The 24,595-nt window shown below is 46.0% G+C and carries 23 protein-coding genes; 19 read left to right on the top strand and 4 right to left on the bottom strand.

Annotated features, from left to right (window positions below):
* Window positions 1-15: 15 nt before the first annotated feature.
* The gene (gene chrA / locus ICN17_RS09955) at window positions 16-1,344 is read right to left on the bottom strand and encodes a chromate efflux transporter (RefSeq protein ID WP_216237427.1); all 1,329 of its coding nucleotides are present in this window, start codon (window positions 1,342-1,344) and stop codon (window positions 16-18) included.
* A complete protein-coding gene (gene fabI, locus ICN17_RS09950) occupies window positions 1,341-2,126 on the bottom strand; it encodes an enoyl-ACP reductase FabI (RefSeq protein ID WP_216237426.1) in 786 nt (261 codons plus the stop codon). Before fabI ends, chrA begins: the two co-directional genes overlap by 4 nt.
* A 50-nt stretch (window positions 2,127-2,176) precedes the next feature.
* Here fabI and ICN17_RS09945 point away from each other — a divergent pair, with 50 nt between their 5' ends.
* The 5 genes from ICN17_RS09945 (at window position 2,177) to ICN17_RS09925 (ending at window position 8,562) form a co-directional block, all read left to right on the top strand.
* A complete protein-coding gene (locus ICN17_RS09945) occupies window positions 2,177-4,045 on the top strand; it encodes an extracellular solute-binding protein (RefSeq protein WP_216237425.1) in 1,869 nt (622 codons plus the stop codon).
* Between the two features lie 11 nt (window positions 4,046-4,056).
* Window positions 4,057-5,121, top strand: coding sequence for a microcin C ABC transporter permease YejB (locus ICN17_RS09940; protein WP_216237657.1), 1,065 nt, complete (start codon window positions 4,057-4,059; stop codon window positions 5,119-5,121).
* A complete protein-coding gene (locus ICN17_RS09935; protein WP_216237424.1) occupies window positions 5,118-6,143 on the top strand; it encodes an ABC transporter permease in 1,026 nt (341 codons plus the stop codon). Before ICN17_RS09940 ends, ICN17_RS09935 begins: the two co-directional genes overlap by 4 nt.
* A complete protein-coding gene (locus ICN17_RS09930; RefSeq protein ID WP_216237423.1) occupies window positions 6,140-7,777 on the top strand; it encodes an ABC transporter ATP-binding protein in 1,638 nt (545 codons plus the stop codon). The genes ICN17_RS09935 and ICN17_RS09930 overlap by 4 nt, the downstream gene beginning before the upstream one ends.
* Before the next feature lie 137 nt (window positions 7,778-7,914).
* Entirely contained in the window at window positions 7,915-8,562 is a 648-nt protein-coding gene (locus tag ICN17_RS09925; protein WP_216237422.1) for a C40 family peptidase, read from the top strand.
* 12 nt (window positions 8,563-8,574) lie between these two features.
* Here ICN17_RS09925 and ICN17_RS09920 read toward each other — a convergent pair whose 3' ends face one another.
* Window positions 8,575-9,459 carry a patatin-like phospholipase family protein gene (locus tag ICN17_RS09920; protein WP_255538418.1) on the bottom strand — a complete coding sequence of 295 codons (885 nt, stop codon included), beginning with the start codon at window positions 9,457-9,459 and terminating at the stop codon, window positions 8,575-8,577.
* Window positions 9,460-9,690: 231 nt separating this feature from the next.
* Here ICN17_RS09920 and scpB point away from each other — a divergent pair, with 231 nt between their 5' ends.
* The 13 genes from scpB to arsB all read left to right on the top strand — a co-directional run bounded on the left by scpB (window position 9,691) and on the right by arsB (window position 22,914).
* Window positions 9,691-10,368, top strand: a complete 678-nt coding sequence (scpB, locus tag ICN17_RS09915) for an SMC-Scp complex subunit ScpB (RefSeq protein ID WP_216237420.1) — start codon at window positions 9,691-9,693, stop codon at window positions 10,366-10,368.
* A gap of 6 nt (window positions 10,369-10,374) precedes the next feature.
* A complete protein-coding gene (locus ICN17_RS09910) occupies window positions 10,375-12,150 on the top strand; it encodes a pseudouridine synthase (protein WP_216237418.1) in 1,776 nt (591 codons plus the stop codon).
* Window positions 12,151-12,324: 174 nt separating this feature from the next.
* Entirely contained in the window at window positions 12,325-12,816 is a 492-nt protein-coding gene (gene rimP, locus ICN17_RS09905) for a ribosome maturation factor RimP (RefSeq protein ID WP_216237416.1), read from the top strand.
* Window positions 12,813-14,294: a transcription termination factor NusA gene (nusA, locus tag ICN17_RS09900; RefSeq protein WP_087910206.1), complete on the top strand. Its 1,482-nt coding sequence runs from the start codon at window positions 12,813-12,815 to the stop codon at window positions 14,292-14,294. Before rimP ends, nusA begins: the two co-directional genes overlap by 4 nt.
* A gap of 13 nt (window positions 14,295-14,307) precedes the next feature.
* The gene (gene infB / locus ICN17_RS09895) at window positions 14,308-17,049 is read left to right on the top strand and encodes a translation initiation factor IF-2 (RefSeq protein ID WP_216237414.1); all 2,742 of its coding nucleotides are present in this window, start codon (window positions 14,308-14,310) and stop codon (window positions 17,047-17,049) included.
* Between the two features lie 18 nt (window positions 17,050-17,067).
* Entirely contained in the window at window positions 17,068-17,436 is a 369-nt protein-coding gene (rbfA, locus tag ICN17_RS09890; protein WP_216237413.1) for a 30S ribosome-binding factor RbfA, read from the top strand.
* Complete coding sequence (gene truB / locus ICN17_RS09885) at window positions 17,436-18,347, top strand: tRNA pseudouridine(55) synthase TruB (RefSeq protein ID WP_216237412.1); 912 nt, start codon at window positions 17,436-17,438, stop codon at window positions 18,345-18,347. Before rbfA ends, truB begins: the two co-directional genes overlap by 1 nt.
* A 51-nt stretch (window positions 18,348-18,398) precedes the next feature.
* Window positions 18,399-20,216 (top strand): translational GTPase TypA, encoded by a 1,818-nt coding sequence (typA, locus tag ICN17_RS09880; RefSeq protein ID WP_216237411.1) that lies wholly within the window; start codon window positions 18,399-18,401, stop codon window positions 20,214-20,216.
* 127 nt (window positions 20,217-20,343) lie between these two features.
* Window positions 20,344-20,598, top strand: coding sequence for a type II toxin-antitoxin system Phd/YefM family antitoxin (locus ICN17_RS09875; RefSeq protein ID WP_216237409.1), 255 nt, complete (start codon window positions 20,344-20,346; stop codon window positions 20,596-20,598).
* Entirely contained in the window at window positions 20,598-21,014 is a 417-nt protein-coding gene (locus ICN17_RS09870; protein ID WP_216237407.1) for a type II toxin-antitoxin system VapC family toxin, read from the top strand. Before ICN17_RS09875 ends, ICN17_RS09870 begins: the two co-directional genes overlap by 1 nt.
* 51 nt (window positions 21,015-21,065) lie before the next feature.
* Window positions 21,066-21,395, top strand: coding sequence for a helix-turn-helix transcriptional regulator (locus tag ICN17_RS09865; RefSeq protein WP_216237405.1), 330 nt, complete (start codon window positions 21,066-21,068; stop codon window positions 21,393-21,395).
* Window positions 21,386-21,871, top strand: coding sequence for an arsenate reductase ArsC (locus tag ICN17_RS09860; protein ID WP_216237655.1), 486 nt, complete (start codon window positions 21,386-21,388; stop codon window positions 21,869-21,871). The genes ICN17_RS09865 and ICN17_RS09860 overlap by 10 nt, the downstream gene beginning before the upstream one ends.
* The gene (arsB, locus tag ICN17_RS09855; protein WP_216237402.1) at window positions 21,868-22,914 is read left to right on the top strand and encodes an ACR3 family arsenite efflux transporter; all 1,047 of its coding nucleotides are present in this window, start codon (window positions 21,868-21,870) and stop codon (window positions 22,912-22,914) included. The genes ICN17_RS09860 and arsB overlap by 4 nt, the downstream gene beginning before the upstream one ends.
* Before the next feature lie 66 nt (window positions 22,915-22,980).
* Here arsB and ICN17_RS09850 read toward each other — a convergent pair whose 3' ends face one another.
* Window positions 22,981-23,406: a universal stress protein gene (locus ICN17_RS09850; RefSeq protein ID WP_216237400.1), complete on the bottom strand. Its 426-nt coding sequence runs from the start codon at window positions 23,404-23,406 to the stop codon at window positions 22,981-22,983.
* 292 nt (window positions 23,407-23,698) lie between these two features.
* On the opposite strand from ICN17_RS09850, the gene ICN17_RS09845 reads away from it, so the two are divergent.
* Complete coding sequence (locus tag ICN17_RS09845; protein ID WP_216237399.1) at window positions 23,699-24,592, top strand: pseudouridine synthase; 894 nt, start codon at window positions 23,699-23,701, stop codon at window positions 24,590-24,592.
* Window positions 24,593-24,595: the final 3 nt, after the last annotated feature.

Raw genomic sequence — 24,595 nt, 5'->3', positions numbered from 1 at the left:
AACCTTAGGGGAGGCTTATCCCATTAAGACTGCGGCCAGATAGGCAAGAAGTCCAGCAAATGCAGACCCTCCTAGTACCGTAATCACCCCTTTTTGATATTTAAATAGTGCCAAGCCAGCCAATACACAGATCACGATTGAAATCCAGGAAATCGAAGCACCTAAGCCGCTTGGTAAAAACACGTGATAGGCAAAAAAGAGTCCTAAATTGGCGATGACGCCAACTACTGCAGCAGTAATCGCTGTCAATGGCGCTGTAAACCCAAGCTTGCCATGAGTAGACTCAATCAGAGGCCCGCCCACCAGAATAAAAAAGAAGGAGGGTAAAAAAGTAAACCAAGTAGCAACGCAAGCCCCAAGCACGCCAAACCAAAATGGATTGCTATTACCAATTAAATGTTGAATATGGCCAGCTAAGTAGCCAACAAAAGCGACCACCATGATAAGTGGACCAGGCGTAGTTTCTCCAAGCGCTAAGCCATCAATCATTTGATTGGCACTGAGCCAATGAAAATGATCTACTGCGCCTTGATAAACATAGGGCAATACAGCGTAGGCTCCACCAAAGGTGAGAAGGGCGGCTTTAGTAAAGAACCAAGCGATTTGAGGATAGAGCGTTTTCCAACCAAAGATTACAATCAATCCTGCAGTCGGCAATAGCCAAAAGCTAAATGCAATCGCACTATGTTTAATCGTCTTTTGAAGATTAAATTGAGCGTGTAGAGGAGTAGGAGTGTTGTCATCAATGATGGCGCTACCATAATGATCCGCTTTGGAATTTCCGTGAGAGCCAGTTTGCTGAAAGTATTCGGGATAGCGCTTGCCACCCCAGTAACCAATCGCTGCCGCAATCAGAACAATGATCGGAAAGGCTAAATTCAAAATGAAAATGGCTAAAAAAGAGACTAGTGCAATCCACTTTAATACTTGGTTGTGGAGGGTCCGTTTACCAATTCGCACAGCGGCGTGTAAAATAATGGCAACTACTGCAGGCTTAATACCAAAAAAGATTGCGGCAATCCATGGTACCTGTCCGAAGGTGAGATAAATCCATGACAGCGCAATCAAAATCAATAGTGATGGCAACACAAAGAGGGTACCAGCCAGAATGCCACCCCAACTACGATGCATCAGCCAGCCGATATAAGTTACTAGCTGTTGCGCTTCAGGTCCAGGTAGAAGCATGCAATAGTTGAGCGCATGTAAAAAGCGCCGCTCAGAAATCCAGCGACGCTTCTCAACCAACTCTTGGTGCAAAACAGCGATTTGTCCCGCAGGCCCACCAAAACTAATAAAGCCGAGTTTGGCCCAAAACTTCAGGGCTTCACTGAGTGGAACACTCAAGCGTCTTCCATCCCACCAACAACTTGGCTAAAGCCGTTATCAACGTAGATGATTTCAGCGGTAATGCCGTTGGCTAAATCAGATAATAAGAATGCCGCGGTATTACCAACATCATCAATCGTGACATTGCGACGCAGTGGGGCAGTTTGCTCTACGGCTTCTAAAATTTTGCTAAAGCCTTTGATGCCAGAAGCAGCCAAGGTTTTAATCGGGCCAGCAGAGATGCCGTTCGCGCGAATACCTTTAGGGCCAACTGATCCAGCGAGGTAGCGCACGGATGCCTCTAAAGATGCTTTTGCTAAACCCATGGTGTTGTAGTTTGGAACATTCTTCATTGAACCTAAGTAAGTCAATGTCAGCAATGAGGATTTGTCACGCAGCATCGGCAATGCTTCTTTTGCCATTGCAGGAAAGCTGTATGCAGAAATGTCGTGCGCAATTTTGAAGCCTTCGCGAGAGAGGCCTTCTAAGAAATCACCAGCAATTGCCTCTCTTGGGGCAAAGCCAATCGCATGCACAAAGCCATCAAATTGAGGCCAAGATTTGGCTAAATCCTGAAACAGGGCAGAAATCTGTTCATCGCTACCGACATCACAGTCAAAAATGAGTTCGCTATTGAATTCTTTTGCAAAATCGACAATCCGGTCCTTAAAGCGCTCACCTACGTAGGTAAAGGCCAATTCTGCGCCTTCACGGTGACATGCCTTGGCAATACCATAGGCAATAGAGCGGTTAGAGAGAAGGCCGGTGATAAGGATTTTTTTGCCGGAGAGAAAGCCCATGTTGTGTCCTTTGCTTCAAATATGATTAGCTATCTACAATTGTTGCATATATGCCTACCCTAAGCCCCATTCGCCAACTCGTCCATTTCTTGCTAATCGCTACGCTAGTAGCGCTTGGGGCCAATGCAGCACAGGCAGCTCAAGGGATTTCCCAGTACGGTAAACCGAAATATGCGGATGGATTTGCCCATTTTGATTATGTGAATCCCAATGCCCCCAGAGGCGGCACCCTGACTTTGCCTAATCCAGGCCAAAGAACGAGTTTTGATAAGTTCAATCCATTTACGCTCCGAGGTGTCACCGCTCCCGGAATTGATTTGATGTTTGAATCATTGGCCGAAGGAAGTGCGGATGAAGTTTCTAGTATTTATGGTTTGCTGGCTGAAGATATCGCAGTGGCTCCAGACCATAAGTCGGTAACGTTTCGTATTCGTTCAGAAGCCAAGTTCTCCGATGGCACTCCCGTTTTGGCTGCAGATGTTAAACACAGTTTTGATGTCTTGATGAGTGGCAAAGCACACCCGCGGTATAAAACTACTTTTGCAGATGTTAAAGAAGCAGTTGTGCTTTCCGAACGGGTAGTGCGGTTTGATTTCAAAAACAATAATGCTGAGCTACCCATCTTGGTAGGAACGCTCCCCATCTTTTCTCGTAACTGGGGAAAGAAGCCTGACGGTACGATCGTTCCTTTTGAGAAGATTGCCTTTGAGGCCCCAGTAGGTAGCGGCCCCTATCTGATTGAGTCTTTTAAAGCTGGTAAATCCATTGTCTATAAGCGCAACCCCCAATACTGGGCTGATCAATTAAGTAAGCCCCTTAATGTGCGGGTGGGTTTTTATAACTTCGATCGTGTGCTCTACAAACTGTATAGCGACGATGCAGTTCGCCTCGAAGCATTTAAGGCGGGGGAGTTTGATGCGATTGTTGAATACCGCGCTAAGATTTGGGCTAAGGGTTATGTAGGCTCCAAGTTTGATAGTGGAGCGCTTTTAAGAAAAGCCTTTATCAATCACAACGGCGCGGGCATGCAAGGCTTTGCCATGAATGTGCGTAAACCGATTTTTCAGGATGTGCGTGTTCGTCAAGCATTGGGTTTGGCTTTGGATTTCGAATGGCTCAATCGGCAAATATTTTTTGATCAATATGGCCGAATTAACAGCTACTTCACCAATAGTGATTTGAGTGCCAACTTTGATGGCCCACGCAAACCCACTGAAGCGGAGTTAAAACTACTCAGACCTCTCAAGGCCAAGTATCCACAATGGGTGCCTGATGCAGTCTTTGGTCCGATGCCGGCACCACCTTCAACCAAGTCACCAGATAGCCTGCGGCAGAATCTCAAGAAAGCCCGCGAACTATTAATGCATGCGGGCTGGCAGTACCGAGACGGCGCACTGCGAAATGAACGAGGTGAACCTTTCCGGATGGAGATGGTGGAAAACGGCGGATTCTTCTTGAGGGTGATTTCTGCTTACAGTCGTAACTTAGAAAAGTTAGGTATTCAGCTAGACATTCGCACGAGTGATTTTGCCTTGTATCAAAAGCGTATGAATGAATACGACTTTGATATGACAACTACGCGTTTTCCAGACTCACAAAATCCGGGCAATGAATTATGGGATCGATTTGGTAGTGAAGCTGCTAAAGAGAAGGGCTCTGACAACATCATCGGCATTCGCTCTCCCGTAGTAGATGCTTTAGTTGAAGAGATTACTAAAGCTCAAAATCGAGAAGAATTGCGCGCTGCTTGTAGAGCGTTGGATCGCGTTCTCTGGAATAGCTATTACGTTATCCCACAGTGGTACAACCCAACCCATCGTGTAGCTTTCCGTAAGGAGATGCGTTACCCAGAGCCACCTTTGTATTACCAGGCTGAGCCTTGGATTATGCAAAACTGGTGGAAAGAAGAGGCTAAATAATGCAAGAACAAATGCGCGCCTATATTTTCAAACGCTTACTCCTCATGATCCCAACGCTCTTGGGTGTATTGACCTTGACCTTTGCAGTAGTGCAGTTTGTGCCGGGTGGCCCAGTTGAGCAAATGGTGTTGGAGCTCAAGGGCAAAGGCGATGCTGCAGTAGGAGGCTCCGAGTCTTCTGGCGCTGGTGCTACTTACCGTGGCCGTCAAGGCATTGATGCGCAACGTCTAGAGGAAGTGAAAGCACTGTATGGCTTTGATAAGCCACCTTTAGAACGTTACTTCATGATGCTAGGACGCTTTGCTCGGTTCGATTTAGGTCAAAGCTATTACCAACATCAAAGTGTCTGGGGTTTAGTGGTTTCAAAACTCCCGGTATCCATCAGTATTGGTTTATGGACCTTCTTTATTACCTATTTGGTTTCGATTCCGCTAGGCATTGCAAAAGCGGTGCGTGACGGCTCTCGTTTTGACACTGTGACAAGCAGCATCATTTTGGTGGGTTACGCCATTCCAGGATTTGTATTGGGAGTTTTGTTACTGGTCATCTTTGGTGGCGGCAGCTTCTTGCATATATTTCCGTTGCGAGGACTGACTTCAGACAATTGGAGTGATTTGAGTTTGATTGGCAAGGTAATGGATTATTTGTGGCATTTGGTTCTGCCGATTACCGCCTCTGTGCTGGGTAGTTTTGCCGTCATCACCATGCTAACTAAGAATTCTTTCCTGGAAGAGATTCGTAAGCAGTATGTGTTGACCGCTAGAGCAAAAGGACTTACTGAAAAACAAGTTCTCTGGAAGCATGTATTCCGTAATGCGCTATTGCCTCTGGTGACAGGTTTTCCTGCGGCATTTATTGGCGCATTCTTTACGGGTTCACTCCTGATTGAGACACTCTTTTCATTAGATGGACTCGGTTTGCTGTCCTATGAGTCTGTGATGCGCAGGGATTACCCAGTCGTATTTGGCACGCTGTATTTATTTACCTTGATTGGCTTGTTTACCAAACTCATTTCAGATCTTTGCTATGTTTACATAGATCCTCGTATTCAGTTTGGTGCTGGAGGCGGCTCATGAGTCGTTGGCAGCGCTTCAAGCACAGTCGCGTAGGTTACGCGAGCCTTTGGATCTTCATGAGTCTGTTTGGCTTATCTATGTGCGCCGAGCTGATTGCGAACGACAAGCCCTTAGTTGTGCGTTACGAAGGGCAATTTTATTTTCCGATTGCTAAGAGTCATGCGGAAACTGTATTTGGTGGCGACTTCTCAACCCCAACAGACTTCTTGGATCCTGATATTCGTCACAACATTACGAGTAATGGTAATTGGGCAATCTATCCCCCAATTCACTATAGCTATGAGACTCTCAATTACTTTTCTCAAGTTCCCAATCCTGCGCCACCCTCAACCGAGAACTGGTTAGGAACGGATGATCGTGGGCGCGATGTCTTGGCGCGTTTGATTTATGGTTTCCGCTTATCTATTTTGTTTGGCTTGGCTCTCACCATCGTAGGGGTGACGGTGGGCATCATTACGGGATCTCTAATGGGATTCTTTGGCGGTAAATTTGATTTAATTTCGCAAAGGCTGATTGAGATTTGGTCGGCCATGCCAGAGTTATATCTATTGATTATCTTTGCTTCAATCTTTAATCCCAGCGTTTCTCTCTTGATCATCCTCTTGGCAGCTTTTGGATGGATGGGATTATCAGATTATGTGCGCGCAGAATTCTTCCGCAATCGTGCCTTAGAGTATGTCCGCGCAGCGCGAGCACTGGGATTAACCAATGTGCAAATCATGTGGCGTCATATTCTGCCGAACAGCTTGACTCCGGTAATCACTTTTTTACCGTTTCGTATGAGTGCGGCCATTTTGTCTCTCACGAGTCTGGACTTCTTGGGTCTTGGCGTCCCGCCTGGCACGCCAAGTCTTGGCGAGTTGCTCTCTCAAGGCAAAGGCAACCTAGATGCTTGGTGGATTTCACTATCCACCTTTGTGGTCTTAGTAGCTACTTTGCTCCTACTCACTTTTATGGGCGAAGCTTTGCGAGATGCATTTGATTCTCGTAAATCAGGCGCGATGAGCGGAGGTCGTTCATGAGCTTACTGCGCTATGAAGATTTCTCCATTTCATTTGGATCGGGTCGCCGTCAAAAGTTTGCAGTTAACCATCTTGATTTAGAGATTGGGATCGGTGAACGCGTTGCATTAGTAGGTGAATCAGGCTCTGGTAAGACGCTTACTGCATTGGCACCACTAAGACTTGAGCCAGAGGGCGCCAAAGTTTCCGGAAAGATTCTTTGGAATCGTAAAGACGGGCAGGGCACAGTCGATTTACTCTCATTGCCCATTCAAGATATTCGTGAAATCCGTGGTCGAGAAATTGCTATGGTGTTTCAGGAGCCGATGACGGCTCTCAATCCATTATTTACAGTTGGTAATCAAATCATTGAGGCAGTACAAATCTATCAACCATTAATGTCTAAAGCGGATTGCATTGATGCAGCGATTGATTTACTGAAAAAGACTGGCATTCCAGAACCTGAGCGCCGTTTCCACTCCTATCCACACCAACTCTCAGGCGGTCAAAGACAGCGCGCCATGATTGCGATGGCATTGGCATGTAAGCCACGCTTACTTATTGCAGATGAGCCGACCACCGCTCTGGATGTGAGCTTGCGTTTGCAGATTCTCGATTTACTCAAAGAGCTCCAGGAAGAATCTAAAGACCAGGGGGGCATGGGCATCTTATTGATTACCCATGATCTCAATTTAGTAAAACACTTTGCTCAGCGTGTAGCAGTATTAAATCAAGGTAACTTGATGGAATCGGGCCTAACTAAACAAGTCTTTACTCAACCGAGCGATCCTTATACAAAGGCACTGGTCAATAGTGAGCCGGTTCGGGACTTGGCGCCAGTGATGCCGCTAGCACCAGTACTCCTGAAGACAGAAGAGTTATCAGTGGCTTATCCAAGTTCAGAATCTATTTCTTGGTTTAAAAAAGCGCCGCCACATAAGGTATTAAAAAAGGTGAGCTTTTCCTTAAAGCAAGGTCAAACTATTGGTGTGATTGGTGAGTCAGGCTCTGGCAAGACTACGCTGGGTATGGCGGTCTTGGGTTTACTGGGAGATTCTGCAGCACAGGTAAGCGGTGATGTAGATGTTCTTGGCAATGATTGGCAAACACTCAAACCAGTAGAGCGTCGCGCAATGCGCTCAAGTCTTCAAGTGATTTTTCAGGATCCATTTGGATCGCTCTCACCGCGCATGAATGTGATGCAGATTGTGGCTGAGGGATTGGATGTGCACTTTCCAAAACTCTCAGCAACTGAACGAGAAAATCGTGTAGTAGATATCTTGAAAGAGGTTGGCATCGATCGATCAGCGCTTGCACGTTATCCACATGAGTTCTCTGGTGGACAGAGGCAACGCATTGCGATTGCGCGAGCACTCATCTTGCGCCCACAGATTTTGGTGTTAGATGAGCCTACTTCTGCATTAGATGTCTCAATCCAAAAACAAGTATTGGCACTGCTCACTGAATTGCAGAAGAAGTACAACTTAGCCTACTTGATGATTAGTCATGATTTAGCAGTTATTCGGGCAATGTCCCATGAGGTGATAGTGCTTAAAGAGGGCAAAGTGGTGGAGTTTGGGGATACTGAAACCCTCATCAAGCATCCGCGCCAGATTTATACCAAGGAGCTTTTTGCTGCAGCTGAGTTGACTTAACAGCCAAGCAAATTGACCTTTAAATGAGCTAATTTGGTGCATCTGCCCCAAATTAAGAATAAATTATCTTTATAAACAAAGACTTAAGACTAAAGTCAAGACTTGGTTAATTTAAGGTTCTTTGTTAAACTGGTCCGATGTCACTGAAAAAAGCGCTACTTTTAAAGTTCTTGGGTTTTGCCTTGGGCTTAGCGGTTTCTGTGTCGACTTACGCGGTCGATGCGCCTAATGACGTCTCTGCTGAAGCGGTAGTTCCAAAAGAAAGCATGTTTCAGGCTGGGCGCTCTTATCTCTATCGTGTATCTGATCGCTTAGTTGATACCGTTTCTGGAAAATCGGAAGAGTTGATTGATCGCGCCATGGAAGTGATTGGCGTGCGTTATCGCTCCGATACAGAATTACCTCAGTCTGGATTAGATGGCAGTAGTTTTGTTGGCTACGTGTTCAAAGACAAGCTTGGATTCTTGCTACCCCGTAAATCAACACAAATGAGTCGTGTTGGTAAGCCCATCAATCGCGATGAGTTGCAACCAGGTGATCTCGTATTTTTTAATACGATGCGTTTAACTTTTTCACACGTCGGCATTTATGTTGGCGATAACAAATTTATTCATTCCCCATCCAAAGGAACTACTGTTCGTGTTGACGACCTTGGAAGCCTCTATTGGGATAAGCGTTTTGATGGCGCACGCCGCTTAGATGGCAGTGACACTTTAAATGATGCAGAACGCAAAGAACTGTTGAACGAAGTAAAAAAACTCAAGCGTAAGTCAAGTAACCTATAAGGCGCTGGCTCTCTAGCCCCTCAGCTTTTCCTTTATTAAACCCATTTGTTCTTGTGCCGCAGCTTCTCCTGCAAGGATGGCTGCATTTCTGGATTTGAAGTCACCGCTACTCATTTGCTTGAGTTGCGGGGTAATCACAATATCGGCGCTCTTGAGCTCGAACTGATTAATACTTTTTTGCATGATGGAGATGGTGTGTTGTAACACTCCAAAAGTACCGCTGGCATCTTGATGCACTGGTTCAGAAGAGATGTTGACGGCAATCACAATAGTAGCCCCCATCTGTCTTGCATAACTCACTGGCACTGGTGCCACTAAACCGCCATCAACATATTCCTTGCCGCTAATGACGGTAGGCTGAAACACGCCAGGCACGCTACACGATGCGCGAACTGCCTGACCTGTATTACCGCTCCTAAACAAGACGCCTTTGCCTGATTGCAATTCGGTTGCCACAATGCCCAGCGGAATCCGCATTTGCTCAATTGTTTTATTTTGCACTTCGCGATTGACCATGTTTTGTAGGGCATCACCTTTAATCAGGCCGCCAAAACGGCCGACAAATGGCAAACCCCAGTCAGCGATCGTAGCTTCATCCAGACTTAAGGCAAGACGATTGAGATCATTTCCGGTTGCCCCGGATGCGAGCAGAGCGGCAATCACGCTTCCAGCACTGCTACCTACAACGATATCGGGGTAGATGCCTTGTGACTCTAGTGCCTTGATGACCCCTACATGGGCAAAGCCTCGGGCAGCCCCCGCACCAAGTACCAGTCCAAGTACGGGTTTTTTGCTCCCCATCATGCTACATGAGGAGAGGCCTGCTGCCCCAAGAAGGGTGCCAGCAGCAACGCCCAGCCCCAATAAGCGACGACGTTCTGGAGATTGGGGTTCCATAAATGGCTCAATTCGGGGTTTTGATGAAATATTGTGCATATAGCTATTGTATTGAGCCTACCTTATAATGGGTGCACGGTGAACGAAAAGGACTTCGTTTTGGCGCGAATCAATCCCCCAACTAGAATTCATGAGATGGATTGGTCGTAGTAGCTAGAGAACACCACAAACCCATTACTGAAATACATTTTTTAAAGCCTCATCAGGAATATTCCTGATAGCCCGACTTTTATGGACGATCACAACAAGCGCGTTATTGAAACAGCCCTCCTGTGCGCACAGGAACCACTCTCTGTAGCTGATTTATCTCGCTTGTTTGTTGAAGACATCACAACAGCAGATATTGATGAAGCTTTAGTAGAAATTCAGCGTGCTTGGGATGACAAAGGAATGGAGCTGGTTCATATTGCGACCGGTTGGCGTTTCCAAAGTCGTTTGTCCATGCGTGAGTATTTAGATCGCCTCACTCCCGAGAAGCCACCAAAGTATTCTCGCGCAGTGATGGAAACCTTGGCCATTATTGCTTACCGCCAGCCTGTGACTCGCGGAGAGATTGAAGAGATTCGTGGCGTTGCTGTAAGTAGCAACGTGATGAAGCAGTTAGAAGATCGTGGTTGGGTAGAAGTGATTGGCCATAAAGAGACTATCGGCCGCCCAGGCTTATACGCTACAACTAAACAATTTTTAGATGACCTCAGTTTGACAAACTTGCAAAGCTTGCCAATGCTAGAGGATGCCGCGCCGATGGCAGCGGCAGAACACTTGGGCCAAGCCATCATCGAATTTGATCCAGATGCCACAGTAGAAACTGTGATCATTAATGAAGGTCAAGAAGTCGCTGAAGATTTAGTAAATGCAGTAGTAGAAGAAGTTACCCCTGAGTCTGAGCAATCAGACGAAACAAAATAATAATTAATGACAAGCTCTAACGAAAACGATTCATTCCCGGTAGTAAATCAAGCCGTAACTCCATCTAGCGCTGACGCAGGCCCATCCAATGAGGATGGCAATAAAGCCGAAGGTCGCGAAGGTGGTGAGCGTGGTCCAAGACATCCACGCCGTGCGGGCTCAGGGAAGCATCCATTTAATAAGAAACGTCCTTTTAATAAGGATCGGCCTCGTCGTGAAGGCGGCGAAGGTAATGGTCCGCGCGAGGGTGGTAACAATCAAGGTAATCAATCCGCCAAATTAGCTCCCAATCCTGCAGAAAGCGAAGCTTTATTTGCCTCCGTTGTTTCTGGTGAATTTGATGCTGCTTTAGATGCTCCCGAAGTATTGGAAGTAAAAAATCCAGATGGCCTGAATGAGAGCGAGGTTTCTCATCAGACTGGTGCAGAACGTCGCGCCCAGCGCGCACAGCGCTCACGTGAGGATGAAGATCCTGATGCGCCGACAGAAGAAGAAATGAGTAGTTTGCAATTTGCAAACGTTGATGACTTACCGCTGAGTTTGCGTGATGAAGTCTGGTCAGATCTCGATGGTTTAGATGATGAAGCTGACGACGAAGATACTGTTAAGTTACATAAGGTATTGGCTGACGTTGGCATGGGATCCCGTCGCGATATGGAAGACTTGATTATTCAAGGGCGCGTATCGGTTAATGGGTTACCCGCACATATCGGCCAACGTATTGGGCCAACAGATCAAGTACGTATCAATGGGAAGCCAGTTCATCGCAAGATTCAGACTAAACCGCCACGCGTGATCATGTATCACAAGCCTGCTGGTGAGATTGTTAGCCAATCCGATCCTGAAGGTCGTCCAACCGTTTTTGATCGTTTGCCAAAGCCACGTCAAGGTCGATGGATTGCTGTTGGCCGCTTGGACTTTAATACCGAAGGTCTTTTGTTATTTACCACTTCTGGTGAGTTAGCAAATCGTTTAATGCATCCACGTTACGGCGTTGAACGTGAATATGCTGTACGGATCTTGGGTGAGTTGAGTCAAGAAAATACAGCGCAATTGAAGAGTGGTATTACGCTCGATGATGGCCAAGCTAAATTCTTGCGCCTAGCAATGGGTGGTGGTGATGGTGCAAATCGCTGGTACCACGTTGCATTAAGTGAGGGGCGCAATCGCGAAGTACGTCGTATGTTTGAAGCAGTTGGTCATACGGTATCTCGCTTAATCCGAACCCGTTATGGCATTTTCTTATTGCCTCCGCGCTTAAGGCGGGGGAAATGGGAAGAGATTGAGGCTGGCGGTATCTACAACTTGATGAAGTCTGCCGGCTTAAAAATGCCACAGCCTCAAGATAAGGGTCGCAATCCAAATCCGAATGGTCAAAGTCGCAATCCTGCTGCTGCAGATTTCCAACCTGATCCAATGCAAACCTCGGTTTCTTACTGGGGCTCACGCGATGCCCTAACCCTTGCTAGTGGCCATAACGGCATGACGCATCAGGGTAGAGGCGGCAGACCTGGTGGTCAAGGTGGTGGTTCAGGCGAAGGGCGCGGTCCTTTTCGTGGTCGCACCCAAGGCGGCAGACCTGGTCAAGGCGGCGGTCAGGGTGGGGGCGGTGGCCAAGGTCAAAACCGTAGCAAGGGCAAGAAAGTGCATCATGGCCAGTCTGCTTTTGTGACAGCGAATCCCCAAAGCCCAGGAAATGGACCTAAACGGGGCGCACCAAAAGGGCGAAAACCTTTCAATAAGGGCCCTAGAAAACCGAGAAATCCAGGCGAAAGCTTCTGATTTCTAACAGTTTTCCCTAAAAATCAGCTATAATTTTGGTCTGACAGCAGGTTTCTGCTGTTTTTAGTTGTTACCGACTGATGTTGCGATCAACGTAAGTCGGCCTGTTCTGAATTTCGAGAATATGGGCTTTGAAGCCCATTTTTTTTTGCCGTTTTGGTATGAAGGGAAGTTGTGAAGGATCAGCAGGTTATTTCTGCAGAGCTGGAAAACTTAGGCTACACGTTAGTAGATATTGAGCGTGAGGCTGGAGGTTTGCTGCGCGTCACGATTGAAAACCCGGATTACGAGCGTTTGATTACTGTCCTCGATTGCGAGAAGGTAAGTCATCAACTGAGCTATACCTTGCCAGTTGAGAACATTCCTTACGAGCGATTGGAGATTTCTTCACCAGGCTTAGATCGTCCTGTGAAGAGTGCGGCAGATTTTGAGCGCTTTGCTGGAATGGAAGTGGATTTGAAGTTGCGTGTGGCTGTTGGTACCCGCAAGAATTTTCGTGGTGTATTGCAAGGTTTGCTGACTGGTGAGTTGAATTCGCCTGATGCGAAATTTGGTTTGGTGTTTGAGGGTGCTGATGGTCAGCCCTCTCAATTGGAGTTTTCTTTAGCCGAGGTCGATAAGACTCGGTTGGTCCCTGTTATTGATTTCAAAGGAAGAAAGTCATGAGCCGAGAAGTTCTCATGTTGGCAGACGCCCTAGCGCGTGAAAAGAACGTTGATCAAGCTATTGTGTTTGAGGCGCTAGAGATGGCACTGGCCTCAGCCACTAAGAAACGTTATCCCAACGAAGATGTGGATATTCGTGTATCGATTGACCGTGAGTCAGGCGAATACGAAACCTTCCGTCGCTGGTTGGTAGTTCCTAACGAAGCTGGTCTGCAAGAGCCTGATAAAGAGATTTTGCAGTTCGAAGCTCAAGAGCAACTTGCTGACATGGAAGTTGGCGACTACATCGAAGAGCAGATCGAATCTTTAGCATTTGGCCGTATCGGTGCGCAAGCTGCTAAGCAAGTGATCTTGCAACGCATTCGTGATGCTGAGCGTGAGCAAATCTTGAACGACTACCTTGAGCGTGGCGAAAAAGTCATGACCGGTACCGTGAAGCGTGCTGACAAGAATGGTTTGATTATTGAATCTGGTCGTGTTGAGGCTTTATTGCGTCGCGATCAAATGATTCCAAAAGAGAATTTACGTTCTGGTGATCGTGTACGTGCTTACATCCTCAAAGTAGATCGTGAAGCGCGTGGTCCACAGATCGAACTCTCTCGTACTTGCCCAGACTTCTTGATTAAGTTGTTTGAGAATGAAGTTCCAGAGATGGAGCAGGGTTTATTAGAGATTAAAGGCGCAGCCCGTGACCCTGGCATCCGTGCCAAGATTGCTGTTGTGACTTATGACAAGCGCATCGATCCAATTGGTACCTGTGTTGGTGTTCGTGGCACACGCGTTACTGCAGTACGTAACGAAGTTGCAGGCGAAGCAGTGGATATTGTGTTGTGGTCTGAAGATCCAGCCCAGTTTGTGATTGGTGCTTTGGCTCCGGCACAAGTATCTTCAATCGTGGTTGACGAAGAGCGTCATGCGATGGATGTTGTTGTTGATGAAGAGAACTTGGCAATTGCCATTGGCCGTAGCGGACAGAACGTGCGTTTGGCAAGTGATTTGACTGGTTGGCAGATCAACATCATGACTCCAGAAGAGTCTGCTGAGAAAACAGAAAAAGAAGCTTCTTCTGTACGTCAATTATTCATGGATAAATTAGACGTTGACCAAGAAGTTGCTGATATTTTGATTGAAGAAGGTTTCAATACATTGGAAGAAGTAGCTTATGTGCCGCTTTCTGAAATGCTAGAGATTGATTCATTCGATGAAGATACCGTGAATGAGTTGCGTACTCGCGCTCGTGATTCCTTGCTAACGATGGAGTTGGCAAAAGAAGAGCGTATTGGTGAAGTTTCCCAAGACTTACGTTCTTTAGAAGGAATGACAACAGAGCTGATTGCTAAGCTTGCTGACAATCAAGTTCACACCCGTGACGACCTTGCTGAACTGGCTGTTGATGAGCTAGTTGAGGCGACACAAATTGACGAAGAAACTGCGAAAACGCTCATCATGAAAGCGCGCGAACATTGGTTTACTTCATGAGAGGAAGTAGTGCATGGCAACAACAACAGTAAAAGTACTCGCTAAGGAACTCAAACGAACCGCGGCTGACCTCTTGGAGCAATTGAAGGCAGCTGGGATCGACAAAGCTTCTGAGGATGAGAGCATTACCGAAAAAGACAAAACTGTTCTGCTTGAGCATTTGCAAAAAGCACACGGTAATGTTGAGGCTGGCGCTCGTAAAAAGATTACTTTAATCAAGCGCGAGAACTCTGAGATTCGTCAGGCGGATTCTGCTGGGCGTACTCGTACAGTTCAGGTTGAAGTACGTAAAAAGCGTGTACTAGTTAAAGCGGGCGATAAAGCTCCTGCAGTTGAGGCGGCCCCTGCAAAGGCAGCTGCACCTGCGGCAGCAGCTAAACCGATTCTTTCTGAAGAAGAATTAGAAAAACGCGCAGCTGAAGCTACTCGTCAAGCTGAGTTATTGGCTCGTCAAGAAGCTGAAATGAAGGCGGCAGAAGATGCTCGTCAAAAAGAAGTTGCACAACCGGCTGAGAGTGACGCAAAAGCAGATGCTGCCCCTGCAGCTGCTGAGAAAAAAGCGAAGATAGATAAGGCTGCAAAGGATTTAGCAGCCAGCAAAGAAAAAGAGCTAGCTGAAATTCGTGTACGTCGTGCCGCCGCTGAAGCAGAAGCTTTAGCGATTCGCGACATGATGAGTGCGCCAGCTCGCGTCCTTAAAGCGCCAAGCGAAGTTGCTGCCGACGAGGCGAAAAAAGGTACTTTGCACAAACCTGCAAAAGCAGAAGGTGCTGAAGACAAGAAAAAATCCCCCGCTAAAGTTGGCGGTAAAACCATTAAGTCCTCAGAGACATCATCTACTTGGCAAGAAGAAGGCGCCAAGAAGCCTGGTGGTCTTAAAACTCGTGGTGATGTATCCGGTGGTGTTGGTGGCTGGCGCTCTGGCGGTGGTCGCAAGAAGCAACGTCAAATTGCTGAAGCCAACGTTGATACCAACTTCCAGGTTCCAACAGAACCAGTGGTGCGTGATGTTCATGTTCCAGAAACGATTACTGTTGCTGAGTTAGCTCATGCAATGGCAGTGAAGAGTGCAGAAGTGATCAAGCTTTTAATGGGTATGGGCCAAATGGTCACCATTAACCAAGTACTTGATCAAGATACAGCCATGATCATCGTTGAAGAAATGGGTCACAAAGCCCATGCAGCGAAATTAGATGATCCAGATTTAGATCTGGGTACTGATGGTCACGATGCAGAGTTATTGCCACGTCCTCCAGTAGTTACTGTGATGGGTCACGTTGACCACGGTAAAACTTCTTTGCTCGACAAGATTCGTGCAGCTAAAGTGGCTACCGGTGAAGCAGGCGGCATTACTCAGCACATTGGTGCTTATCACGTAGAAACACCACGCGGCATGATTACTTTCCTAGATACCCCAGGTCACGAAGCCTTTACGGCAATGCGTGCTCGCGGTGCTAAGGCAACCGATATCGTGATCTTGGTCGTGGCAGCAGATGACGGTGTGATGCCGCAAACTAAAGAAGCGATTCACCATGCAATCGCTGGTGGTGTGCCTTTAGTTGTTGCGATCAATAAGATTGATAAGCCAGAAGCCAATTCTGAGCGCGTCAAGACTGAGTTGGTAGCAGAGCAGGTTGTGCCTGAAGAGTACGGTGGCGATGTGCCCTTTATTCCAGTGTCTGCAAAAACAGGCGAAGGTATTGATGCTTTATTAGAGAACGTTCTCTTGCAAGCAGAAATCTTGGAACTCAAGGCTGCTAAAGATGCTCCAGCACAAGGCTTAGTCATTGAGGCGCGTTTAGATAAAGGTAAGGGACCAGTAGCAACCATTTTGGTTCAGTCTGGAACGCTCAAGCGTGGCGATATGCTCTTAGCTGGTTCTACATTCGGTCGTGTCCGCGCGATGATGGATGAAAACGGCAAGCCATGTAACGAGGCTGGCCCATCCATTCCGGTGGAGATTCAAGGTTTGGCCGATGTTCCGGCTGCTGGTGAATCAGTGCAGGTAGTTCCTGATGAGCGTAAGGCTCGTGAGATCGCACTGTTCCGTCAAGGCAAGTTCCGTGACGTGAAGCTGGCTAAACAACAGGCATTCAAGCTCGAGACCATGATGGAAAACATGGAAGAGGGCGCAGTTGAAGCGAAGTTGTTGCCATTGATCATCAAGGCGGACGTACAGGGCTCACAAGAAGCTTTATCACAATCCTTAATGAAGCTCTCTACACCAGAAGTGAAAGTACAAATCGTTCACGCGGCTGTGGGCGGCATTACTGAAACAGACGTGAACTTAGCGGTTGCTTCTAAGGCAGTCATCATCGGCTTTAACTCACGTGCAGATGCAGCAGCACGTAAGTTAGCTGAAAACAATGGTGTTGATATTCGTTATCACAACATTATTTATGACGCTGTTGATGAAGTGAAGTTGGCTCTGAGTGGTATGTTGACTCCAGATAAGAAAGAAGAAATCACTGGTCTCGTTGAGATCCGTCAAGTCTTCTTGGTATCTAAGGTTGGCGCTATCGCCGGTTGCTTGGTAGTTGACGGGGTTGTTAAACGCACTTCAAGTGTTCGCCTCTTACGTGACAACGTGGTTGTCTGGTCTGGTGAACTCGACTCACTCAAGCGCTTTAAAGATGATGCCAAAGAAGTTCGTGCCGGTGTTGAGTGCGGTTTGTCATTAAAAGGCTACAACGACATTAAAGAAGGCGATCAGCTCGAGGTGTTCGAAGTTACTGAAGTAGCGCGTTCACTCTAAGCAAGACTCGTTTTAAGCATGCATAAATCTAGCCCGCATCGTAACCAGCGTCTCGCCGATCAAATTCAGCGAGACCTGGCCGAGCTCATTCCCCGAGAGTTGCGTAGTCCAAGCGTAGGCTTAATTACTTTGCAAAGTATTGAGCTTACGCCTGATTTAGCGCATGCCAAAGTGTTCTTTACTGTTTTAGGCGCTGAACCTGAGCATGCTTTAAAAGCGCTGCAAGAAAAAGCAGGGTACTTACATTCTTTATTATTTAAGCGTTTACATATTCATACCGTACCAACTTTGCACTTTCACTATGACAGCTCAGTAGAGCATGGCATAGAGATGTCTCGATTGATCGATCAAGCTGTGGATAGTGATCGCAAAGACGAGACTCAATAATGGCTATTCGGATCGACGGCGTAGTGCTACTAGATAAACCTGCAGGAATGAGTTCCCAAGGCGCAGTCACTGCAGTCAAACGCGCATTCAATGCTGATAAAGCTGGCCATACAGGTACTTTAGATCCAATGGCTACAGGTCTTTTGCCAATTTGCTTAGGTGAAGCCACTAAGTATTCTCAAGATTTGTTGGAAGCTGATAAAACCTATATCGCCAGAGTCAAATTTGGTTCACGCACAGATACTGGTGATGCTGAAGGCCTCACGATTGAAGAGTTGCCCCTGCCAGTATTTGCAAACGCAGCAGATATTAAAAAAGCACTGGATGCTTTACTGCCTCAATTTACAGGGCTGATTTCACAGGTGCCTCCAATGTATTCAGCGCTCAAGCGCGACGGCAAACCTTTATATGAATACGCCCGTGCTGGTGTTGAACTAGAGCGTACCGCCCGCGACATCACGATTCATCAAATTCGTTGGACCGATATTCAGTGGCCAGAAGCTACACTAGAAGTGTCTTGCAGCAAAGGTACTTATATCCGCGTATTAGCAGAGGATATCGGTAATGCCTTAGGCTGTGGCGCCCATTTAGTTGGCTTGCGCCGTACCGAAGTAGGGCATTTAAACCTAGAGCAGTCATTTACCATCGAATCAATCCAGAGTGGTTTACAAAATAGCTCAAATTACATTCTGCCAGTAGATGCTTTGCTACAAACCTTACCGCACTTAACGGTGGATGAGCAACAGGCTAAGCGTTTAGAGATGGGGCAACGTGTTCCTCTCAATCTGCCATCTATTGAAGCGTTGGTACGAATTTATCGTGCCACTGCTGCTCCCCATAACTTTATTGGAACTGCGGATTGGCGCTCTGGGGTATTGCATCCTAAGCGGCTGATTTCTCAGGCTCACTAAGAAATCATTATTTATAACCCTTTTACTTATCTTTAACTTTAGAAGCTTCACATGACTAAACGCGCACTTCGTAACATTGCCATCATCGCCCACGTTGACCACGGTAAAACTACTCTGGTTGACCAACTCTTACGCCAATCTGGCACATTCCGCTCCAATGAAAAAATGACCGAACGCGTCATGGATTCAAACGATCTCGAAAAAGAGCGCGGCATTACTATTTTGTCCAAGAACTGTGCGGTTGAGTACGATGGCACACATATCAACATCGTTGATACCCCAGGACACGCAGACTTCGGCGGTGAAGTAGAGCGCGTACTCTCCATGGTTGATGGTGTATTGCTCTTGGTGGATGCGGTTGAAGGCCCAATGCCACAAACCCGCTTCGTTACTAAGAAAGCATTAGCCCTTGGATTGAAGCCAATTGTGGTGATTAACAAGGTAGACCGCCCAGGCGCACGTTGCGATTACGTGATCAATGCAACTTTTGAATTGTTTGACAAACTTGGCGCTACTGAAGAGCAGCTCGATTTCCCAATCATCTATGCATCTGGCTTAAATGGCTATGCGGGCTTAACAGAAGATGTGCGCGAAGGTGATATGCGTCCATTATTTGATGCTGTTTTGGAACATGTTCCTGTTCGTGATGATGATCCAGATGGTCCTTTGCAGTTCCAGATCTCCTCCATTGACTACAACAGCTATGTTGGAAAAATTGGTATTGGCCGTGTAAATCGTGGTCGCGTTAAATCCGGCATGGAAGTCATTTGCATGAACGGCCCAGACGGTGCACCATTCAAAGGTCGCGTCAATCAAGTATTGAAGTTTAAGGGTCTTGAGCGTGAGGTAGTAGATGAGGCAGTGGCAGGCGATATCGCCTTGATCAACGGCATTGAAGAATTGGCTATTGGAACTACAGTTTGCGCGGTAGATAAGCCAGATGCATTGCCAATGCTCAAGATTGATGAGCCAACCTTGACTATGAACTTTATGGTGAACACCAGCCCATTGGCTGGCCGTGAAGGTAAGTTTGTGACTAGCCGTCAGATTCGTGAACGTTTAGACCGTGAATTGAAGTCAAACATGGCCTTGCGCGTTAAAGAGACAGACGATGACACTGTTTTTGAAGTATCAGGCCGTGGCGAATTGCACCTCACTATTTTGGTAGAGACAATGCGTCGTGAAGGCTATGAAATGGCAGTTTCCCGTCCACGCGTCGTGTTCCATGAAGAGAATGGCGTCAAAATGGAGCCATACGAGAACCTAACAGTTGACGTCGAAGACTCTACTCAGGGTGCGGTGATGGAAGATTTGGGCAAGCGTAAAGGCGAGCTGCAAGATATGGTGAGCGATGGTAAAGGGCGTACTCGTCTTGAGTACCGAATTCCAGCGCGTGGCCTAATCGGCTTCCAAGGCGATTTTATGACGATGACTCGCGGTAATGGTTTGATGAGTCATACCTTTGATGCTTACGCACCTGCCAAAGATGGTATTTTGGGTGAGCGTCATAACGGTGTATTGATTAGCCAAGATGATGGTGAAGCAGTTGCTTATGCTATTTGGAAATTACAAGATCGCGGCCGTATGTTCGTAAAACATGGTGATCCGGTTTACGAAGGCATGGTGATTGGTATTCATAGTCGTGATAATGACTTGGTTGTGAATCCCATTAAAGGTAAACAGTTAACTAACGTGCGCTCCTCTGGTACTGATGAAGCAGTACGCCTAGTAACTCCAATTGATTTGACTTTGGAGTACGCTGTTGAATTCATTAGCGATGATGAGTTGGTTGAAGTAACACCTAAGAGTGTGCGTGTTCGTAAGCGTCACCTGAAAGAGCATGATCGCAAGAAGGCCTCACGCGAGTAAGCTCTAAACGCATCAGATAAGCCACCTTCGGGTGGCTTTTTACTGATATCAGCATAGAAGTAATGGTTTTGATCTGTCTAAAATGTAGTAACATTGCTACATATTCCATTTTATGACGGAGGTATCAATGGTTACTACTTTGTCGAGCCGTGAATTTAATCAAGATACTGGAAAGGCTAAAAAAGCCTCTGAAGCTGGTCCAGTTGTCATTACCGATCGCGGAAAACCTGCGCACGTGTTGATGACCTTTTCTGATTATCAGCGTGTTGTGGGGAAGAGAAAAAATATCTTAGATCTTGTGGGTATGAAGGGTGCCGCTCATATTGAATTTGAACCTGCGAAAATCATCAGCCTTTCAAAGCCAATTGGAGATTCCTTGTAATGTACTTGCTAGATACCAATGTTGTATCAGAATTTAGAAAGTCTGCAGATGGGCGCATCAACAAACATGTTAAACGCTGGGCTGATGAAATTTCTCCTGAATTGATGTTTATTTCTGCAATCTCAGTGCTTGAATTGGAGATTGGAGTGCTGCAAATGGAGCATCGCGACAAGAAGCAAGGCCTTATTTTAAGAAAATGGTTAAATAAAAATGTTCTTCCAGCGTTTTTGGATAGAGTTCTCCCTGTAGATGTTGAAGTTGCACAGCGTTGTGCGAGCTTGCATGTGCCAAACCCTAAATCTGAGCGAGATGCAATGATTGCTGCTACTGCTATTGAGCATCGGATGACTATTGTGACTAGAAATGTTTCTGACTTTAGTCAATCTGGCGTCAAAATCTTTGATCCATGGGGTTAACGATTTTCATTTTGTAATACTTTTGTCATATATTTCTATATAATTGGAAATATGAAAAATAATAATGCAGTTCAAGCCTTTTTGGCACTAGGGCAGGAGTCACGGCTCAATATCTTCCGTTTAATTGTGCAGCGAGGAGATGAGGGGCTTACTCCCAGCCAAATTATCGAAAAATTAGGTATTCCAAATGCGACACTGAGTTTTCACCTCAAGGAGTTGGCGCAAGCAGACCTACTCGTGGTTGAGAGGCAAAGTCGCAATCTCATCTATCGACCCAATGCAAAACTTGTGCAGGACCTCAGTGATTTCTTATTGGATAACTGCTGTGGTGGCCAGTCTTGCGTTCCAGTAAAAGTTCCAAAGAGGGCAAAATCAATATGAAGCAATACAACGTGCTTTTTCTCTGCACCCATAATTCAGCAAGATCCATCATTGGTGAAGCTTTAGCATCAACTCATCCCAGCGGTAAGCTCAGAGGATTTTCTGCAGGATCTACTCCTGGTACGAGCGTGAACCCATACGCTGCTCAGATCGCTAAAGAGCTGGGGTTGGATACTTTTTTACTAAAATCTAAAAGTTGGGATGTGTTCGCACTGCCCGATGCTCCCAAGATGGATTTCATTATTACGGTGTGTGATAACGCAGCCGGTGAGGTATGCCCCCATTGGCCTGGACAGCCGGTGAGTGCCCATTGGGGATTCCCCGATCCATCGCAAGTACAGGGTACTGATATGGAGAAGAGGGCTGCCTTTAACGCAGTCATGAATGGCCTGAAAAAGAGAGTGGATATCTTGGCTGCTATGCCTCTTGAAAAACTAGACGCAATGTCCCTAAAAGAGATCCACTCAAACTCATGAGTTCACTGACTAAACAACTCTCCTTCTTGGATCGGTATTTGACGGTCTGGATTTTTGCCGCCATGGCATTGGGTATTGGCTTAGGTTATTTCATTCCTGGGGTAGAGGGCTTTATAAACTCATTTCAGGTGGGTAGTACTAATTATCCAATTGCGATTGGTTTAATCCTGATGATGTATCCACCCTTTGCCAAAGTGAGATATGAAGATCTGCCAGATGTATTTAGAGATAAGCAGATCTTTGCTATTGCCTTTCTGATGAATTGGATCATTGCCCCAGTCTTCATGTTCTTATTGGCCATTACCTTTGTGCCAAATCAACCTGAATATATGGCAGGCCTCATTCTGATTGGGATAGCACCCTGCATTGCAATGGTGATCGTTTGGAATGACATCGCTAAAGGGTCTACAGAATATGCTGCTGGTCTTGTAGCGTTTAATGCAATTTTTCAGGTTCTATTCTTTAGCTTGTATGCCTACATATTTCTAACGGTACTTCCACCATTCTTTGGTCTTGCAGGATCAAATATCAGCATCACCATTGGTGAGATTGCTAAAACAGTCTTTATTTACTTAGGTATTCCTTGTATTGCAGGACTGCTAACCCGATTTGTGATGCTCAAGTTTGTTTCCAAAGAGTGGTATCACGAACACTTTGTGCCCAAGATTGGGAAGCTCACTCTCATTGCACTGCTCTTTACGATTGTGGTGATGTTTAGCCTTAAAGGTAAGTTAATTCTGGAGTTGCCAGGCGATGTCTTGACTATCTCCATCCCTTTGTTAATTTATTTCGGTGCGATGTTTATCTTGACCTTTGTCATTACGGCTAAGATGGGTATTGACTACAAACGCTGCTGTACCTTGTCGTTTACTGCCTCTAGTAATAACTTTGAATTAGCCATCGCAGTAGCAATTGCTGTCTTTGGTATTAACTCTGGGGCTGCATTTGCAGCAGTAATAGGGCCTTTGGTTGAGGTGCCTATCATGATCGGCTTAGTCACTGTTGCTATCTGGATTAAAGGGCGTTACTACAAGATTGCATAAATAACAGTCGCTAATTAAAAAGGGCCGCAGAAGCGGCCCTAATTGCTAGAACTAAAGGGTGCAAAATTACTTCACCAGCAACACAGCCTGCTTTGCACTAGAGCTGACTTTTTGAGCCACTGAACCCATTAAGGCATCCAGGATTCCAGAACGACCTTTGGAGCCCATAACGATCATGTCAATTTTTTCTTTATTGGCTAAGTTGATGATTTCTTCGGCAACATTGCCGCGTTTAATCACCATAGTATGTTTTACACCCGCAGTATCTAAAGCCTTTTGCGCAGACTTCAGTTCTTTTTCGCTCACCTCTCTGAGGTAGTCGTCAATGACACTTTGTGCCACGAACTGCTTTACATGACCCAAGCCAATGTCATCATGAATGCTGGCAAGGGTAACGGTGCACTTGCTGCGGAAATCTTTGGCTAACTTAGCTGCATACTTGGCAGCATTGAGTGAAGATTTTGAGCCATCTACTGGTACTAGTATTTTCATTTGTCCCTCTTTGATTCTGAATAAATTTGTAAATTCGTAAATTTTTTAATTGCTAATGCTAATTTACTACGAAATGAGTATTCCACATATGAAATTGAGCTAGATAAGGTATTTCAGGGCTTTTATTCTGAGTAAATTGCTCTGATATTCAGTATTTGTCTAAAAATTTTGTAAATAGCCGATGTATCTATAAAAACTGTAGTGCATTTTTAACCCCAAAAACATAAAATAATTGACTTGGTTCAGCTATGCAATCACTTAAAATTGCAAGCTCCAAGTAATGGGGTATTGCATGCAAGTTAATTCAGAGGGGATCTCGGCATCACGGGTATTTTTACCTGCTGATCAGTCTTACCCGAATTTATTGCAATTCTTCATCAATCAATTCCCCCACATTGAAGTTAAGGAGTGGGAGGATCGATTTGCCAAAGGACTGGTGCTCAATGCCGAAGGCCATGCTTTTGAGGCCATGGACGCGTATCAGCCCAATACGCATCTCATTTACTTCAGGCGCTTAGCGCGTGAACCCCAAATTCCGTATGAAGAAGAAATTCTTTTTCAGGATGAGCATATTTTGGTCGCAGATAAACCCCATTTTTTACCAGTGACACCAAGCGGTCTTTATCTTCATCAAACATTACTCAGTCGTCTCAAGAAAAAAACCGGTATTCAGACACTCAGTCCGATTCATCGCATTGATCGAGATACGGCTGGCTTAGTCATTTTTTCAATCAAGCCTGATGAGAGAGCGCAATATCAAAATCTGTTTAGAGATCGACTGGTGAAAAAGGTATACGAAGCAATTGCGCCTTACTCAAAAAACTTGATAGCTCGATTACCGATCACCTATCAAAGCAGGATCGAAGAGTCTGAACATTTCTTGCAAATGCAGGAAGTAGAGGGCGAGCCTAATACCGATACTTTGATAGAGCTTCTAGAAGCTACGAAGCCGTGGGCTAAATACAGGCTGACTCCAGGAAGCGGCAAGAAGCATCAACTCCGTTGCCACCTCAATGCCTTAGGCATACCAATTAGAAATGATCAGATTTATCCAAATCTGACGCCATACCAAGAATATGACATAGACTTTTCAAAACCTTTGCAGCTTCTAGCAAAAGAAATTCACTTCAATGACCCGCTGAGCAGTGAAGATAGGTCATTTATTAGCAAGAGATTATTGGGCTAGGAC

Origin of the sequence: Polynucleobacter sp. 73C-SIWE (assembly GCF_018882465.1) — a bacterium.
Taxonomy (GTDB): domain Bacteria; phylum Pseudomonadota; class Gammaproteobacteria; order Burkholderiales; family Burkholderiaceae; genus Polynucleobacter.
This window is presented reverse-complemented; position numbering and strand designations above follow the sequence as displayed.